Annotated in this window: 14 protein-coding genes; 5 read left to right on the top strand and 9 right to left on the bottom strand. The window is 64.5% G+C overall.

The genetic code is table 11. The features are described from left to right. Nucleotides 1-2 precede the first annotated feature (2 nt). Together L867_RS0121720 and mutS are read right to left on the bottom strand one after the other, a co-directional pair. Nucleotides 3-2,831 carry a [protein-PII] uridylyltransferase gene (locus tag L867_RS0121720; RefSeq protein WP_028738783.1) on the bottom strand — a complete coding sequence of 943 codons (2,829 nt, stop codon included), beginning with the start codon at nt 2,829-2,831 and terminating at the stop codon, nt 3-5. 98 nt (nt 2,832-2,929) lie between these two features. After that, complete coding sequence (gene mutS / locus L867_RS0121715) at nt 2,930-5,665, bottom strand: DNA mismatch repair protein MutS (protein WP_037174181.1); 2,736 nt, start codon at nt 5,663-5,665, stop codon at nt 2,930-2,932. A gap of 113 nt (nt 5,666-5,778) precedes the next feature. Between mutS and L867_RS0121710 the strand changes: the two genes are divergently transcribed. Beyond that, the gene (locus L867_RS0121710; protein ID WP_028738781.1) at nt 5,779-8,064 is read left to right on the top strand and encodes an NADP-dependent malic enzyme; all 2,286 of its coding nucleotides are present in this window, start codon (nt 5,779-5,781) and stop codon (nt 8,062-8,064) included. On the opposite strand, the gene L867_RS0121705 is transcribed toward L867_RS0121710, so the two are convergent. Further along, nucleotides 8,046-8,978, bottom strand: coding sequence for a LysR substrate-binding domain-containing protein (locus L867_RS0121705; RefSeq protein WP_028738780.1), 933 nt, complete (start codon nt 8,976-8,978; stop codon nt 8,046-8,048). The genes L867_RS0121710 and L867_RS0121705 overlap by 19 nt on opposite strands. 140 nt (nt 8,979-9,118) lie before the next feature. Here L867_RS0121705 and L867_RS26105 point away from each other — a divergent pair, with 140 nt between their 5' ends. After that, a complete protein-coding gene (locus L867_RS26105) occupies nt 9,119-9,349 on the top strand; it encodes a hypothetical protein (RefSeq protein WP_146086616.1) in 231 nt (76 codons plus the stop codon). Here the strand turns inward: L867_RS26105 and L867_RS0121695 are convergent, their stop codons facing one another. From L867_RS0121695 to L867_RS0121670, 6 genes are all read right to left on the bottom strand, one after another. Continuing rightward, the gene (locus L867_RS0121695) at nt 9,350-10,228 is read right to left on the bottom strand and encodes a GNAT family N-acetyltransferase (RefSeq protein ID WP_028738779.1); all 879 of its coding nucleotides are present in this window, start codon (nt 10,226-10,228) and stop codon (nt 9,350-9,352) included. It lies immediately after the preceding gene. A gap of 148 nt (nt 10,229-10,376) precedes the next feature. Further along, complete coding sequence (gene lspA, locus L867_RS0121690; RefSeq protein ID WP_028738778.1) at nt 10,377-10,868, bottom strand: signal peptidase II; 492 nt, start codon at nt 10,866-10,868, stop codon at nt 10,377-10,379. After that, nucleotides 10,865-11,725 (bottom strand): TrmH family RNA methyltransferase, encoded by an 861-nt coding sequence (locus L867_RS0121685; RefSeq protein ID WP_028738777.1) that lies wholly within the window; start codon nt 11,723-11,725, stop codon nt 10,865-10,867. The genes lspA and L867_RS0121685 overlap by 4 nt, the downstream gene beginning before the upstream one ends. Next, nucleotides 11,722-12,927, bottom strand: coding sequence for a class I SAM-dependent methyltransferase (locus tag L867_RS0121680; RefSeq protein ID WP_408606000.1), 1,206 nt, complete (start codon nt 12,925-12,927; stop codon nt 11,722-11,724). The genes L867_RS0121685 and L867_RS0121680 overlap by 4 nt, the downstream gene beginning before the upstream one ends. A gap of 54 nt (nt 12,928-12,981) precedes the next feature. Continuing rightward, entirely contained in the window at nt 12,982-13,326 is a 345-nt protein-coding gene (locus L867_RS0121675) for a hypothetical protein (RefSeq protein ID WP_028738775.1), read from the bottom strand. Nucleotides 13,327-13,435: 109 nt separating this feature from the next. Beyond that, nucleotides 13,436-13,738, bottom strand: a complete 303-nt coding sequence (locus L867_RS0121670; RefSeq protein WP_028738774.1) for an integration host factor subunit beta — start codon at nt 13,736-13,738, stop codon at nt 13,436-13,438. A gap of 343 nt (nt 13,739-14,081) precedes the next feature. Between L867_RS0121670 and lptC the strand changes: the two genes are divergently transcribed. The 3 genes from lptC to lptB are packed head-to-tail and all read left to right on the top strand — an operon-like array spanning nt 14,082 to nt 16,151. Continuing rightward, entirely contained in the window at nt 14,082-14,747 is a 666-nt protein-coding gene (gene lptC, locus L867_RS0121665) for an LPS export ABC transporter periplasmic protein LptC (protein ID WP_028738773.1), read from the top strand. Beyond that, a complete protein-coding gene (locus tag L867_RS0121660; protein ID WP_408605999.1) occupies nt 14,744-15,322 on the top strand; it encodes an LptA/OstA family protein in 579 nt (192 codons plus the stop codon). The genes lptC and L867_RS0121660 overlap by 4 nt, the downstream gene beginning before the upstream one ends. 40 nt (nt 15,323-15,362) lie before the next feature. Next, a complete protein-coding gene (lptB, locus tag L867_RS0121655) occupies nt 15,363-16,151 on the top strand; it encodes an LPS export ABC transporter ATP-binding protein (RefSeq protein ID WP_051439185.1) in 789 nt (262 codons plus the stop codon). Nucleotides 16,152-16,165: the final 14 nt, after the last annotated feature.

Genomic DNA, 16,165 nt, shown 5'->3' with positions numbered 1-16,165 from the left:
GGTCAGACCTTGGCCTTCTTCTGGGCGGGCACGGAACGCTGGACGGCCTGGGCAATGATGCCGGAGGGCATTCGATCCCGCAACTCGTCACCCTGCTCGGCCATGACACCCTTCAGCTGGGTGACGATGCTGGCCTGGCGGTTCTCGTTGGTGATCTTCTGGCCGACCAGGTCGGTGACGTAGAAGGTGTCGATGACCTTTTCGCCGAAGGTGGTGATGCGCGCCGAGTGAATGTCGAGCGACAGGTCGGACAGGACGGCGGTGATTTCCGCCAGCAGGCCGATGCGGTCAAGGCACTCGACCTCGACAACCGTGAACTTGTTGGACAGCGCGTTGGAGATCGTCACATCCGGCTGGACCGGGAAAGTCTTGTTCTTCTTCTTGCCCTTGCTGCGCGTGGCGATGACTTCCGGCAGGCGCTTGTGGCCCGACAGCACATCCTCGATCATCTTGCCGATGGTGGCGGCGCGGCGCATCTCATCCTCGTCGATCGGGAATTCGCGGTTGATCAGGATGGTGTCGAGCGCACGGCCGTCGGAGGTGGTGAAGATCTGCGCGTCGGCGATGTTGGCCCCGGCAGCCGCGCAGGCGCCGGCGATGATCGACAGCAGGCGCGGATGGTCAGGCGAGAGCACCGTGATCTCGGTGATGGCGTGGAAGGAATGGGTCCGGACCATGGTCGCCAGCGCCTTGCCGGCCTTGTCCGACTCGCGGATGAAATGGGCGTGACGGATCTGATCCTCCAGCTCCACGGAGAGCAGGTAGGGCTCGTAGTGCAGCTTGGTATAGGTCTTCTGGTCCTTCTGGCTCCAGTTGCCAAGCGCCTTGCCGAGCTGTTCGGCGGCATGCTTCGCCCGCTCCTTGCGCGAAACCTCGGAGAAGCCGCCGGAGAGCAGGAGCTCGGTCTCGTAGTAGAGCGTACGCAGCAGCTGGCCCTTCCAGCCGTTCCACACGCCCGGGCCGACGGCGCGGATGTCGCAGACGGTCAGCACGAGCAGCATCTTCAGCCGGTCGAGCGACTGGACCTTGTCGGCGAAGTCGGTGATCGTCTTGCGGTCGTGCAGGTCGCGCGTCTGGGCGACCATCGACATCAGGAGATGCTGTTCGATCAGCCAGACGACGAGTTCGGTCTGCTTGGGGTTCAGGCCGAAGCGCGGGCAGAGCTTGCGTGCCACTTTCGCGCCCGCGATCGAGTGGTCTTCCTGCCGGCCCTTGGCAACATCGTGCAGCAGGACGGCCACATAGAGCGACTGGCGGTCCTCAATGCCCGGCAGCAGCTTGGCGGCGAGCGGATGGATCTCCTCGGCCTTGCCCTTTTCGATCTCGGCAAGAACCTCCACTGTGCGGATCAGGTGTTCGTCGACCGTGTAGTGGTGATACATGTTGAACTGCATCATCGAGACGATCTTGCCGAACTCCGGCACGAAACGGCCGAGCACGCCGGATTCGTTCATCCGGCGCAGGATCTGCCCCGGATCACGGCGCGAGGTCAGCACGGCGAGAAACAGCCGGTTCGCCTCCTCGTTCTCGCGGAAATCATGGTCGATCAGCGCCAGCGAGCGTGTGACGGCCTTCAGCGCATCGGGATGGAATTCCAGGCCGTTCAGGTCGGCGACATGGAAGAGCCGCATGATCGACACGGGATCGCGCTTGAACACCTCCGGATCGGCAAGCGCGATGCGGCCGCGATCCTCGATGAATTCGGGCGTACCGGGGATCTTGCGCGGCCGATTGGCGAAGCGGCCGATCACGCCGGTCAGGCCCGGCGCAGCCTTCGCCTGCTGTTCCTCCAGTTCGGCGCAGAAGATGCGGGTCAAGTCACCGACATCCTTCGCCACCAGGAAATAGTGCTTCATGAAGCGCTCGACTGCCGAGAGGCCGGGGCGTGGCTGGTAACCGAGATTGCGGGCGATCTCCGGCTGAATGTCGAAATAGAGGCGCTCCTCCGGCTTGCCGGTCAGGTAGTGCATGTGGCATCGCACCGCCCAGAGAAAATCGTCGGCCTTCTGGAACAGGCGCCATTCCTGGCGCGACAAGACGCCGAGACGGACGAGATCGCCGGCATCGCGGACGTGGTACTTGTACTTGGCGATCCAGAACAGCGTCTGAAGGTCGCGAAGCCCGCCCTTGCCCTCCTTGACGTTCGGTTCGACGAGGTAACGGCTGTCGCCGGCCTTGCGGTGGCGTTCGTCGCGCTCGCCAAGCTTGGCGGCGATGAATTCGGGCGCGGTGTTGTTGGTCACTTCCTGGTCGAAACGGCGCTGCAGTTCGGTGACGAGGTCCTCCTGGCCGCAAACGAAACGCGTTTCGAGAATGGCGGTCCGGATCGTCATGTCGCCCTTCGACAGGCGCATGCACTCATCCACCGTACGCGTCGCATGGCCAACCTTGAAGCCGATGTCCCACAGCAGATAGAGCATGAACTCGACCGCCTTGTGCATGTCGGCGGTCAGCTTCGGCGGGGTAAGAAACAGGAGGTCGATGTCCGAACCCGGTGCAAGCGTGCCGCGGCCATAACCGCCGACCGCCGAGACAGCGACCATGTCAGCCTTGTCCCGATAGACATGGCGGACGAGGAGATCGAAGATCACCGAGATCAGCTGGTCCTGGATCCAGGAAATGCGCTGGGCGCAATTGATGCCGCTGCCATCGGCGAAGAGCTTGGCCTTTGCGACCTCGCGTCCATCGGCGCTCGCCTTCTTCAGGATCGGCAGCAGGCCGGCGCGAATGTCGAGCAGATGGCCGGCATGGGCGCGGGCAACGGCCTCGCAGTCGGCCTTGAGGGCGGCGACGTCGAGCAGGTCACCGTATTCGAGTTCGGTCATGGCCATTGTTGCGGCTTGCTTTCCTGGCTTGTCGGCTGGCCCGAGGGCCGGCGACGGATGGCGCTATAACGCCTTTCAGGCGCATTGGACAGGGATATTAGCCGTCAAGGCTTGCCAAGTTGTTTCCTCAGGTCATAGAGCGCGTCAAGCGCCTGGCGCGGCGTCATGTCATCGAGATCGAGACCTTTCAGCATTTCCTCGACCTTCGAGGGACCTGCCTTACTCGCCTCCTCACGGCGCACCGCCACCTGGAAAAGCGGAAGATCGTCGATCAGCGAACTCGCCGGATTCTTTCGGTCGGCATCCTCGAGCCTTGTCAGCACGTCGCGCGCGCGGGCAACGACCGAGGCCGGCAGGCCGGCAAGGCGGGCGACTTGGATGCCGTAGGACCGGTCAGCCGCGCCGGGGCCGACTTCGTGCAGGAAGATGACGTCGTTGTCCCATTCCTTGACCCGCATGGTGACGTTGGAAAGGCGGCCGAGCTTTTCCGAGAGCACCGTCAGTTCGTGAAAATGGGTGGCGAACAGCGCGCGGCAGCGATTGACCTCGTGCAGATGTTCGACCGCCGCCCAGGCGATCGACAGGCCATCGAAGGTCGCGGTGCCGCGGCCGATCTCGTCGAGGATGACGAGCGAGCGCTCGGTCGCCTGGTTGAGGATCGCCGCCGTTTCGACCATCTCGACCATGAAGGTCGAGCGGCCGCGCGCCAGGTCGTCGGAAGCGCCGACGCGGGAGAACAGACGATCGACCACACCGATATGGGCAGAGCCCGCAGGCACGAACGAGCCCATCTGCGCCAGGATGGCGATCAGTGCGTTCTGGCGCAGGAAGGTCGACTTACCGCCCATGTTGGGGCCGGTCAGCAGCCAGATCGCTCCGTCCGAACCGGTCTCGGAGGGCGAGAGATTGCAGTCATTGGCGATGAAGGGGCTCGCCGACTGGCGGCGCAGCGCCTGTTCGACCACCGGATGCCGGCCGGCGACGATGGAGAACATGTTGCTGTCGTCGACCAGCGGGCGGCAATAACCCTGCTCCTCGGCAAGGGCTGCCAGCCCGGCGGCGACGTCGATCACGGCCAGCGCCCGCGCCGCCGCCTTGATCGGCTCGGCAGCGGCGACCACCGCTGCCGTCATCCGTTCGAAGGCTTCGAGTTCGATCGCCAGCGCCTGGCCGGCGGCATTGGCGATGCGGGTTTCGAGATCGGCAAGCTCGGTCGTGGTGAACCGCATGGCGCTGGCCATGGTCTGGCGGTGAATGAAGCGGGCCTTGGCCGCCTCCCCTTCCGTCATCGTCCCGGAATTGCCCGCCGTCACCTCGATGAAATAGCCGAGCACGTTGTTGTGCTTGATTTTTAGCGACTTGATGCCGGTCTCTTCGGCATATTGCAGCTGCAGGCCGGCGATCACCCGGCGCGACTGGTCGCGCAGCGCCCGCACCTCATCGAGTTCGGGCACGGCACCGCTCTTGAGAAAGCCGCCGTCGCGCTTCAGCAGCGGCAGGTCTTCGGCCAGCATCGCGCCGAGAGTATCGGCGAGGCCTTGCGGCAGGGCCTTGAGATCGGCGACGGCACCGGCAAGCTCTTCGGGAAGAACCGCGTCGCCCAGCAAGCCAGCGACTTCGCCCGCCGTGGCGATCCCCTGCAGGATGGCGCCGAGGTCGCGCGGGCCGCCGCGATCGAGCGCCAGGCGCGAAAGCGCGCGCGGCATGTCGGGCACGCGCTTCAGGCCGTCGCGCAGCCGATCGGAAAGTGAAGGCTCCGACAGCAGGAAGGCGACGGAATCCTGGCGGCCGGCGATCGCATGCGGATCGGTCAACGGCGACATCAGCCGCTCGGCCAGAAGGCGGGCCCCGCCGCCGGTCACCGTCCGATCGATGGCTTTGAGCAGCGAGCCGTTGCGATCGCCGGACAGCGTCTTCACCAGTTCGAGATTGGCGCGGGTAGCCGGATCGATGAACAAGGTCGAGGCCGCACTCTGGCGCTCGGGAAGCCCGAGCGGCGGGCGCTCCGATATCTGGGTCTTCTCGACATAGGCGACGGCGGCGGCAGCGGCGGCGATCTCCGCGCGGCTGAACGTGCCGAAACCATCGAGCGTCTTGACACCGAAATAGCGGGCGATGCGTCCTTCCGCCGTGGCGCTGTCGAACAGCACGGCCGGCTGGGGCACGACCACGCGGCCCAGCACGTCGAAGGCGGGCTTCAGCTCAGGATCGAAGAACAGCGTGTCGGCGACGATCAGCTCGCGCGGCTCGATCCGCAGGATATCGGCGAGCAGGCGACCCTCATCGGTCTCGGCAAGACGAAAGATTCCTGTCGAGATGTCGATCCAGGCGATCGCCAGCTGCGGCGTGGCACCGCCCCGGATGCGGGTGAGCGCCATCAGGTAGTTCGATTCCGATGGCGAAAGCAGCTTTTCCTCGGTCAGCGTGCCGGGCGTGACCAGGCGCACGACGTCACGCTTGACGACAGATTTCGATCCGCGCTTCTTCGCCTCGGCCGGATCCTCGACCTGTTCGCAGACGGCGACGCGGAAGCCGAGCGAGATCAGCCGCTGCAGGTAGTCGTCGGCGGCATGGACGGGCACGCCGCACATCGGGATGTCCTGGCCGAGATGCTGGCCGCGCTTGGTCAGCGTGATGCCGAGCGCCCGCGAGGCGTCGACGGCATCCTCGAAGAACAGCTCGTAGAAATCGCCCATCCGGTAGAACAGCAGGCTGCCCGGATTGTTGGCCTTGATCTCGATATACTGTTCCATCATCGGGGTCGCGGATGCGCGGCTTTCCTCCGAGGCAAGCTCGGCGGCGTTCAGGACCTCGTTGGTGGGGGCGCTGTTGATTGTCACTGTCTAAAGTTTTCTTGAAAAGGAAGTCGTGCAACACTAACGACCTATAGCAAACAAAAACAACCACCAAGGACAGCCAGGGCAAGGCTGCCCACAACAAGGTTCGAGGGAACATGGCAAGCAAGGATCGTAACCCGCGCAGCAAGACGTCCGTCACCGAGCAGGAAGCGCTCGACTTCCATTCGCAGGGACGGCCCGGCAAGCTGGAGATCACCCCGACCAAGGCAATGGCCACCCAGCGCGACTTGTCGCTCGCCTATTCGCCTGGCGTCGCCGTTCCGGTCAAGGCGATCGCCGCCGATCCGGCCACGGCTTACGACTATACGACGCGCGGCAACATGGTCGCCGTCATCTCGAACGGTACGGCGATCCTCGGGCTCGGCAATCTCGGCGCACTCGCCTCAAAGCCGGTGATGGAGGGCAAGGCCGTGCTCTTCAAGCGCTTCGCCGACGTCGATTCCATCGACCTCGAAGTCGATACCGAAAATGTCGAGGAATTCATCAACTGCGTGCGCTATCTCGGCCCGTCGTTCGGCGGGATCAATCTCGAGGACATCAAGGCGCCGGACTGCTTCATCATCGAACAGCGGCTGCGCGAGATCATGGACATCCCGGTCTTCCATGACGACCAGCATGGCACGGCGATCATTGCGGCGGCAGGCCTGATCAACGCGCTCGAACTGACCGGCCGCGACTTCAAGAGCACGAAGCTGGTCTGCAACGGTGCCGGCGCTGCCGCGATCGCCTGCATCGAGCTCATCAAGGCCATGGGCTTCAATCCCGCCAACGTCATCCTGTGCGACACCAAGGGCGTGATCTACCAGGGCCGCATCGAGGGCATGAACCAGTGGAAGTCGGCGCATGCGGTCAAGACCGACCGCCGCACGCTGAGGGAAGCCATGGAAGGCGCCGACGTCGTACTCGGCCTGTCGCAGAAGGGGGCCCTCTCCTCCGACATGATCCGCTCGATGGCGGCAAACCCGATCATCTTCGCCATGGCCAATCCCGATCCGGAAATCACGCCGGAGGAAGTCGCCGAGATCCGCGACGACGCGATCATGGCAACCGGTCGTTCGGACTATCCGAACCAGGTTAACAACGTTTTGGGCTTTCCCTACATCTTCCGCGGTGCGCTTGACGTGCGCGCCTCGCAGATCAACGACGCCATGAAGATCGCGGCCGTGCGTGCACTTGCCAGCCTGGCGCGCGAAGACGTGCCGGACGATGTTGCCGCGGCCTATCAGGGCAACCGGCCGCGTTTTGGACCTGAATACATCATTCCCGTGCCCTTCGACCCGCGCCTGATCTCGGCCATTCCGGTCGCCGTCGCCAAGGCGGCCATGGAGACCGGCGTCGCACGCAAGCCGATCGAAGATCTCGGCGCCTACAGCCGCGAGCTTTCGGCCCGGCGCGATCCGATCGCCGCCACGACCCAGCACCTCTACGAGCGGGTGCGCCAGAACCCGAAACGCGTGGTCTTCGCCGAGGGCGAGGAGGAACAGGTCATGCGGGCGGCGATCTCGTTTGCCAACCAGGGGCTCGGCACCGCCATCCTGCTCGGCCGCGATGCACCGCTGAAGGAAACCGCCGAACGCGCCGGTATCGATCTCGACCGGCCCGGCATCGAGGTCGTCAACGCCCGCGTCTCGAACCGCGTCGAGGCCTATACCGAATATCTGTATTCGCGCCTGCAGCGCAAAGGCTACCTGCACCGCGACTGCCAGCGCCTGATCAACACCGACCGCAACCACTTCGCCGCCTGCATGGTGGCGCTCGGCGATGCCGATGCCATGGTGACGGGTACGACGCGCAACTATTCGACCGCGCTCGAGGACGTGCGCCGCTGCATCGATCCGCAGCCGGGCCACCGGGTGATCGGCGTCTCGCTGGCGCTGACCCGCGGCCGCACGGTGCTGGTCGCGGACACCGCCGTCCACGACATGCCGACTGCGGAGGAACTGGCAGATATCGCCGAGGAAGCGGCCGGCCTTGCCCGGCGCCTCGGCTATGAGCCGCGCGTGGCCCTTCTCGCCTACTCGACCTTCGGCCATCCGACCGGCGAGCGTTCCGAGCGGTTGCGCGAAGCGGTGAAGATCCTCGACGCACGCCGCGTCGACTTCGAATATGACGGCGAAATGGGGGCCGACGTGGCGCTCAACGCCCACCGCATGGAGCAGTATCCGTTCTGCCGCCTGTCGGGCACGGCCAACGTGCTCGTCATGCCGGCGATCCACTCCGCTTCGATCTCGACCAAGATGCTGCAGGAACTCGGCGGCTCGACCGTGATCGGCCCGCTGCTGGTCGGGCTGGAAAAATCGGTGCAGATCGCCCAGATCGGCGCCAAGGATACCGACATCGTCAACATGGCGGCGATTGCCGCCTACAATGCCGGCGAGTGAGGCCGGTCCGGGGCGGCTTTCGCGAGCCGCTCCATATCCTCGGCCAATTCCTCCTTCAGCCAGCGGCGGAACGCCGCGACCTTGGGGTCGGGACGGGCGGTTTCGGCCGTGACGAGATAATGGCCGTCCCCCGTCGCCACCCAGGGGCCGAAGGGTACGACCAGCTGGCCGGCCCGGATCGCATGGGAGGCGATCGTCTGCCAGGCGAGCATCACGCCCTGGCCGGAGATCGCCGAGTCGAGGCAGAGTGACGCCTCGTTGAAGACATGGCGGACATTCACCGGTCGGCCCGCAAGGCCGACCGCGCCGAGCCAGACATCCCACCCGAACATGGCCCTCCCGTCGATGATCGCCGGCAATTCCAGGATATCCTCTGGAGCGGACAGCCGTTCGGCGAGGGCCGGCGCGCAGACCGGAAAGATCCTCTGTTCGAGCAGCAATTCGGCGCGTGCTCCGGGCCAGTTGCCCTTGCCGACGCGAATGCAGAGATCGACGTCCGACACCGCCGGATCGACGAGCCGGGTCGTGGCGTCGATCCGCAGGTTGATGTCGGGGTGGCGCTCGGAGAAGGCCCCCAGCCGGTAGACCAGCCAGCGCGCGGCAAAGACCGGTGCGACCGAGATCGTCAGCAGGTCGTCATTGCGGTGATGGGCGGCAGCGACCGCTCCCGACAGCAGACGAAAGGCCTCGGCCAGCCGGGGCAGGATGTCGCGGCCCGCCTCGGTCGGCACCATGCCCTTCGGCTGCCGCTCGAACAGCTTGTGGTGCAATTGCTGCTCGGCCTTGATCACCTGCTGGCTGACGGCACCGACCGATACGCCCAATTCTTCGGCCGCGGCCGGAAGCGAGCCCAGCCGGCCGACCGCCTCCACCGCACGCAGGCCGTTCAGATGGATGAGATTGAGATTTCGCATATAGCTTTTCTAAAGGCTCTCCCCACGAAACTCAATTGCGAGGCGTGCAGGATCGACCGATTATTGTCTGGATGAAGCAGGCGGCCGCGGGCTCTCCCGAGCAGGCCTTCGTCTTGACGCGTCAGGAAAGGAGCGTGCCGATGCTGAAGTTTTTCTTCGGTCGCCAGCAATCCCGCAGAGACTGGAAACAGGCGGACGACGACTGGTCACGGGATCCGCTCGCCCATCCGGCGATTGCCGCCATGTCGGCGCGCGAGCTTGCCGACCTGCCGCTCGTGCCGCCGCCGAGCGACGGGCGTGACTGTCAAGCGTTCAGCAGGCAGAGCGCGCCGGCTGGCGAAGCCATGGGCGGAGACCGGACTGTCCGGTGATCAGCTGGCGAAGCGGCCCGCGTCGGCGCCATAATAGTTGCGGTAACGGTCCGATATGCTGGAGATCGGCAGCACGATCAGGGCATCGGTAGTGTTGAAGGCGTGGTCGACCACAGCGCCCTCGCCGATCATCGCGCCGAGCCGCAGATAACCCTTGATCAGCGGCGGCATGGCGGCAAGCGCCCTGCGCGGGTTGATGGCTTCGACCGGCATCAGGTCCATTTCGCGATAGAGTTCCGGCAGCGCCCGAACAGCCCATTCGCCACGGGCCACCGCATGGTGGTAGAGGAAGGAGAGCGCCAGGGCGTGTTCCTCCGGCCGAATGCCGGGAAACGAACCACAGCCGAACATCGCGTCGACACGGTGCATCAGCGCATAGGCCCAGCAGCCCTGCCACAGCAGTTCCACTGTCCGCTTGGTGCGATAGTCCGGCAGCACGCAGGAACGGCCGAGTTCCATGAAGCGTTTCTCCGGATGACGCGCCATCAGGGTCTCGACATCGAATTCGGTCGCCGAGTAGAAGCCGCCGTGGTTTCGCGCCACATCATGACGCAGCAGGCGATAGGTGCCGACGATCTGGTCCTCGGGATCCCCCTCGACCGAGCGGTCCAGCACCAGGAGATGATCGCAGACCGAATCCCAGGCATCGATGTCGCGCTTGCGGCGTGCCGCGTCCGGGGCGATCTGTGCGCCCATTTCCTCGATGAAGACGCGATAGCGCACGGCCTGCGCGGCGTCGATCTCGCGTTCGTTGCGGGCGATCCGGGTTTCGAGATTGCCGATGCGTCCAAGCAGGCCTTCCGACGGCCTGGCCGCCGCACTGTTGGACTGCGCGGCGCCATCAACCAGGGACACTCGATCCAAAAGTTCAATGCTCATAGCGACTCGTCCAGCTAGCGTTCAGAGCCATAAACCACGGATATGCGACAACAAAGTGACAGGGATTACGGCATAATCGCGGTGTGTCGCGCCCGCCCCTTTTGCTTCACTTGCGCCGTCGAATATCCGGTCTGCGGCAATTTTCAGATTACGCCTTTGAAGCGCGATGCGCCAGTATCTCGTCCACAAGAATGAGGGCCGCACCGACGGAAATGAGGCTGTCCGCAAGGTTGAAGACAGCAAAAGACCAGTTCTGCGTGTAGAACAGCACGTAATCGACCACATGGCCGTAAATGAAACGGTCGATGATATTGCCAAGAGCGCCGGCGATGATCATGGCAAAGCCGAGATGAGCGATGTGATGGCCGGGGCCGGTGCGTCCCCAGAGCCACATGACGAAGGCGACGATGGCGATCCGGAGCCCGACGATGAACCAGCCATGGGCATCGGCCAGCATGGAGAAGGCAACGCCAAGATTGTGCGTGCGATAGAGCGCCAGCATGGGCATGACCGGCACGGCCTCGTGCAGCGGCAGGTAAAGCTCGACGGCCAGCTTGATCGCCTGGTCGAGCAGCAAAGCGGCGACGATGAAGATTGCGGCCGGCAAGGGCCGGCTGAAGGGCGCGAGGAATTCGTTCATCTGGGTGCGTCGAGGCTCAAAAGGTGCCGACGCACTTCGAACAGCATGACGCCGGTCGCGACGGCGAGATTGAGGGAATCGGCGCGGCCGACCTGCGGAATGCGGGCCAGCGCATCGGCGGCTCCCGCCAGATCGTCCGGCAGGCCGGACTGCTCGTTGCCCATCATCAGCACGACCGGCTTGCTGCGGTAGTCGATGGTGCGGTAGTCGACCGCGCCGGCGAGATGGGTCGCCACAAGCCGCGCGCCGCTGTCCTTCTTCCAGCGCAGGAAGTCGGCGGGCGTCGCCTTGACCAGCGGCACGGCGAAGAGAGAGCCCATCGTCGCACGCACGGTTTCCAGCGAAAACGGATCGGTGCAGTCGCCGACCAGGATCACACCCGAAGCGCCGGCGGCGTCGGCCGTGCGGATAATGGTGCCGAGATTGCCGGGATCGCGGACCCGGTCGAGCGCCACCCAGGTCTCCGATGCGGAAGGACGGACATCCTTCAGCGCCATCCAGCGCTGCTCGAACACGCCGGCGACCATCTGCGGATTGTCGCGACGGGTGATCGCCGACATCACTTTCTCGCTGACCTCGAGCACCAGACCGCCGGAGGCGATGGTGCGGGCGGCGGCCTTCTCGACCATGGGCTTGCCCTTGGCCGCCTTGGAATAGACCAGCGTGCGGATCGTCCAGCCGAGTTCGAGCGCGTCAATGACCAGCTTCAGGCCTTCCGCCATGAAGGTCTTCGTCTCGTCGCGCGCCTTTTTCAGCGACAGCGCCTTGATGTCCTTGATGATCGGGTTGGCGAGGCTGGTGATTTCCTTCACCTGGCCGACGCGGCGCGGACCGTCGTTCCTGTAGTCGTCGCTCATTTCGGCACCCAGCGGCTGAAGAGTGAGGTCGAGAGCGCGCGTCCGGGGGTCTTGCCGTCGAGGCCGGCCTCGCGGATCACCAGTTCGCCCGACTCGACCAGTCCGCCCTTGCCGCGCATCGTCTCGCGCATCAGTTCGTGGATCGAGTAGAAGCTCGCGCGGATCGAATAGGCGGTCAGCACCAGACCCAGCGCATTGGGCGCCAGGAGCTCGCGGCAGATGTCGAGCATCAACGGCAGGTGCTCGAACAGGTGCCAGACCTCGCCGTTCGGCCCGCGGCCGAATTTCGGCGGATCGGTCAGGATGATGTCGTAGCGGTGGCCGCGCCGTTCCTCGCGCTGGATGAACTTCATCGCGTCGTCGCAGATCCAGCGGATCGGCGCCTTGTCGAGCCGGCTCAGCGACTGGTTCTCGCGCGCCCAGCCGATCGCCTTCTTGGACGCATCGACATGGGTGACCTCGGCTCCGGCGGCCGCCGCAACCAGGGAGGCGACGCCGGTGTAGCCGAACAGGTTCAGCACCTTCAGCGGCCGGCCGGCCGTTTCGATGCGTTCCTTCATCCACGTCCAGTGGGCGATCTGCTCGGGAAACACACCGACATGACGAAAGGAGGTGAAGCGGCCGAGGAAATCGACGCCGAGCAGCGACAGCGGCCAGGTTTCGCCGAGCGCCTCGCGCGGGAAGCGCCAGCGGCCCATGCCGTCCTCGTCGGTGTCGCCGGTGAAGATCGCGTCGGCGCGCTCCCAGACATGCGCCGGCAGCGCCTTCGGCCACAGGGCCTGGCCCTCGGGCCTGACGACCCGATAGGGACCGTACTGTTCGAGCTTTTCGCCCGCGCCGCTGTCGATCAGGTGGAAATCGCCGGCACCCTGGGATTCCAGGATCAGCGGCACGCGCTCGGCCGGGCGTTCTCCGGTCCGCACCTGCAGCGTGCGCTGGGGCTCGGCGGGCGCCGTCACGGGTTCCGACACCGCTGGGGTGTCCGCCGACCGCGGCGCGCGTGTCGCGCCTTCGGGACGACGATCGCCACGCGGCTTGAAGGACGCCGCCTTTTCCGTATCTCGGGGGCCGCCCGTGACAGGCTTCGTCGCCTTGCCGGTTTTTCCGGCGGATGCCTTCTGCATCGGCCGGCGTTCCTTGTTCTTCACACGCTGATCCTGCTTGTCCTGAAACTGAGCGAAACGCCTTAGCACCACCGCCATGCAGGGAAAAGCGCTTTCACGATGCCGAAGCCGCTCCCTCGCCCGGAGGCGGCGTTACTTCGCGGGCAACTGCGGAAGTCCTCGGCCGGCGATATCCTCGGCGCGGCTCTTGTGGAGATCGGCCTCCGCCTGCCAGCGCACCGCCGAGCGAGATTCTGTGCGCGCCTTCTTGCGGTACTTGCCCTGGGCGAGCCAGGTCGCTGCCGAGCCCAGCAGCAGGCCGAGGATGAGCGCGAGGAACAGGAAGACGAAGAACGGCGCGGTCAGCGACAAAAGCGCATCGTCGGGCTTGAACGGGTTGAGCGCCAGCGTCACGGCCTGCCGATTGGCGACCGACAGGACGATCAACACGATCGCCAGGGGCACGAAGACAACCAGACTGACGACTTTCTTGACCATAGCGCACTACTCCTCGGCGGCTTGCCGCCACGCATCCGGATTCAGCTCGGCGGATGCCTCCAAGTTAAGCCCGACCGGGGGCTTTTCAAGCGCTCCGGGCTTCGATCTCTTATTCGTCGCCTTCGTCGGCCATGCCGGGGTTCAGCCGCTCGCGCAGTTCCTTGCCGGTCTTGAAGAACGGGACCCATTTCTCTTCGACGAAGACGGTCTCGCCGGTGCGCGGATTGCGTCCCGACCGCGACGGACGGTTCTTCACCGAAAAAGCGCCGAAGCCGCGCAGTTCGACGCGATTTCCCGCCGCTAGCGCGTCGGTGATCTCGTCCAGCACCGCATTGACGATATTTTCGACGTCACGATGATAGAGGTGCGGATTACGCGCCGCGACAATCTGCACCAGTTCCGACTTGATCACGCGCGCCCCCTGAATGGTTGAGTAAACCTTGGTCGCCCCAAACGTGCCAAACCAAAAAAGCAGCGTCAAGGAACAACTTAACCAGCCCGAGGCGATCTGCCGGGCCGCCGGTAAAACACCACAATGTCACGCGATAATCAACCTTCGCGGTGGCAATGCGACATCTCGGGCGCCGAGGATCGGCCAGAACCTCTGCCGAAGGGCGATCGGGCGCATGCAAGGCGCCGCGGCTTGTATTCGCAGCCGCAATTTCCATATTGGCAAGCGAACGCAATAATGCGAAATGTCAGCCGGATTCCACCCAAAGCGTTTCCGGGCGGGCAAACCCGAACAGGCCTCATGCATGCTGAATCGCGTAGACGATAGTGCGACGACCGCTGGCGGCCGGCCAGGCGGCGATCCCTATCGTCTTGCCGTCAGCCATTCAGCACGGGTCAAGCGGCTGAAGATCCTGCTTCCGATCGGCGCCTTCATCATTTCGCTCGCCTTTTTCGGCGTCTCCGTGGTCAGGGCCTACCTGCCGGAAAACCTGCAGATTGCCTCCGCCAAGATCGAGAACGGCAAGGTCGTGATGGAAAAGCCGGCGATCGCCGGGCGCAACGAAGACGGCATCAGCTATTCGATGCGCGCCGAGCGCGCGCTCCAGGACATCAAGAACCCGAACATCATCGCGCTCGAGACGATCGCCGCCGCCGTGCCGCTGAACGAGAAGATCATCGCCAGGGTCGAGGCGCTGAGCGGCGTCTTCGACCGCTCGTCCGACCTTCTCGACATGGACAAGCCCTTCACCATCAAGCTCTCGACCGGTCTCGAAGCCAGCTTCCAGTCGGCCCATCTCGACATCAAGGGCGGCAAGATGGAGACGAGCGAGCCGGTCGCCATCAAGGCGGACGAAGCGTCCATTGTTGCGCAGTCGCTCAAGATAACGGATAAGGGACGCATTATCACTTTTCAGGGCGCCGTTCGGGTGAACATCCAGCCGTCCGCCATCCGCAAAACGGGCAATTGAGAGCCGGGCCAGTCATGATATTCGAACGCCGCATACCGCTTCTTCCGACCGGCCTGCTGATCGCCACGGGCTTCGCGCTCATGGCCGCATCTCCGGCGGCGCTCGCCCAATCGACCAAGAGCAATCTGAACGGCCTCAAGCTGTCGAACGAACAGCCGATCCAGATCGAGAGCGACGCGCTCGAGATCCGCGAGCAGGAAAAGACCGCGCTGTTCTCCGGCAATGTCAAGGTCGTGCAGGGTACGACGACGCTGCAATCCGGCAACATGACGGTGCACTACCGCGGCGAAGGCACCAGCGTCACCAATGGCGATGCCGACATCGAGAAGATCGACGTCACCGACAAGGTGTTCCTGTCTTCGGGAACGCAGCAGGCGACCGCCGACAAGGGGACCTTCAATCTCGACGCCCAGGTCTTCGTCCTCGAGGGCGACCGCGTGGTGCTGTCGGAAGGCCAGAATGTCTTCGTCGGCTGCAAGCTGACGGTGCAGATGAATTCCGGGGAAGCGAAGCTCGACAGTTGCGGCGGCCGGGTGCAGATCCAGCTCGACCCCAAGTCCCAGAAGAAGAATTAATAGCATCGGCCCCAACGTGAAGATTCCCGTCGTCTCAGACCTGATCGGCGCAAAGCAGGCGCAGCAGCCGAAGCCTGCGGAGACGCGCCTCGACAAGGCGCGCTACGAGGGCACGCTGATCGCCCACGGCCTGACGAAGAGCTACAACACGCGGCGCGTGGTCAACGGGGTGTCGCTCGTCGTGCGCCGCGGCGAGGCGGTCGGCCTTCTCGGGCCGAACGGCGCCGGCAAGACGACCTGCTTCTACATGATCACCGGCCTCGTTCCGGTCGACGCGGGCACCATCGCCATCAATGGCAATGAAGTGACCGGCATGCCGATGTATCGGCGCGCACGCCTCGGCGTCGGCTACCTGCCGCAGGAAGCGTCGATCTTTCGCGGCCTGACGGTCGAGGAGAATATCCGCGCGGTTCTCGAACTGCACGAGAGCGACCGCAGGAAGCGCGAAGCCAAGCTCGACGAGTTGTTGAGCGAATTTCATATCGAAAAGCTTCGCAAGGCACCGGCCGTGGCGCTGTCGGGGGGCGAGCGTCGCCGCCTGGAAATCGCCCGGGCGCTCGCCACGGACCCGACCTTCATGCTGCTCGACGAACCGTTTGCCGGCGTCGACCCGATCTCGGTTTCCGACATCCAGAACCTGGTCCGCCACCTGACGGCCCGCGGCATCGGCGTGCTGATCACCGACCACAATGTGCGCGAAACGCTTGGCCTGATCGACCGCGCCTACATCATCCACGCCGGCGAGGTCTTGACCCACGGACGCGCCAACGACATCGTCAACAATGCCGATGTGCGCCGGCTTTATCTCGGCGACAAGTTCAGCCTCTGACACCCCCTACTTAA

The organism is Paenirhizobium selenitireducens ATCC BAA-1503, from assembly GCF_000518785.1.
GTDB lineage: Bacteria > Pseudomonadota > Alphaproteobacteria > Rhizobiales > Rhizobiaceae > Allorhizobium > Allorhizobium selenitireducens.
This window is presented reverse-complemented; position numbering and strand designations above follow the sequence as displayed.

Bases quoted from the DNA above. Each gene is read 5' to 3' on its own strand.
- L867_RS0121720 (WP_028738783.1), bottom strand. From the start codon at position 2,831: ATGGCCATGACCGAACTCGAATACGGTGACCTGCTCGACGTCGCCGCC.
- L867_RS0121710 (WP_028738781.1), top strand. From the start codon at position 5,779: ATGGCAAGCAAGGATCGTAACCCGCGCAGCAAGACGTCCGTCACCGAG.
- L867_RS0121705 (WP_028738780.1), bottom strand. From the start codon at position 8,978: ATGCGAAATCTCAATCTCATCCATCTGAACGGCCTGCGTGCGGTGGAG.
- L867_RS26105 (WP_146086616.1), top strand. From the start codon at position 9,119: ATGCTGAAGTTTTTCTTCGGTCGCCAGCAATCCCGCAGAGACTGGAAA.
- L867_RS0121695 (WP_028738779.1), bottom strand. From the start codon at position 10,228: ATGAGCATTGAACTTTTGGATCGAGTGTCCCTGGTTGATGGCGCCGCG.
- lspA (WP_028738778.1), bottom strand. From the start codon at position 10,868: ATGAACGAATTCCTCGCGCCCTTCAGCCGGCCCTTGCCGGCCGCAATC.
- L867_RS0121685 (WP_028738777.1), bottom strand. From the start codon at position 11,725: ATGAGCGACGACTACAGGAACGACGGTCCGCGCCGCGTCGGCCAGGTG.
- L867_RS0121680 (WP_408606000.1), bottom strand. From the start codon at position 12,927: ATGGCGGTGGTGCTAAGGCGTTTCGCTCAGTTTCAGGACAAGCAGGAT.
- L867_RS0121675 (WP_028738775.1), bottom strand. From the start codon at position 13,326: ATGGTCAAGAAAGTCGTCAGTCTGGTTGTCTTCGTGCCCCTGGCGATC.
- lptC (WP_028738773.1), top strand. From the start codon at position 14,082: ATGCTGAATCGCGTAGACGATAGTGCGACGACCGCTGGCGGCCGGCCA.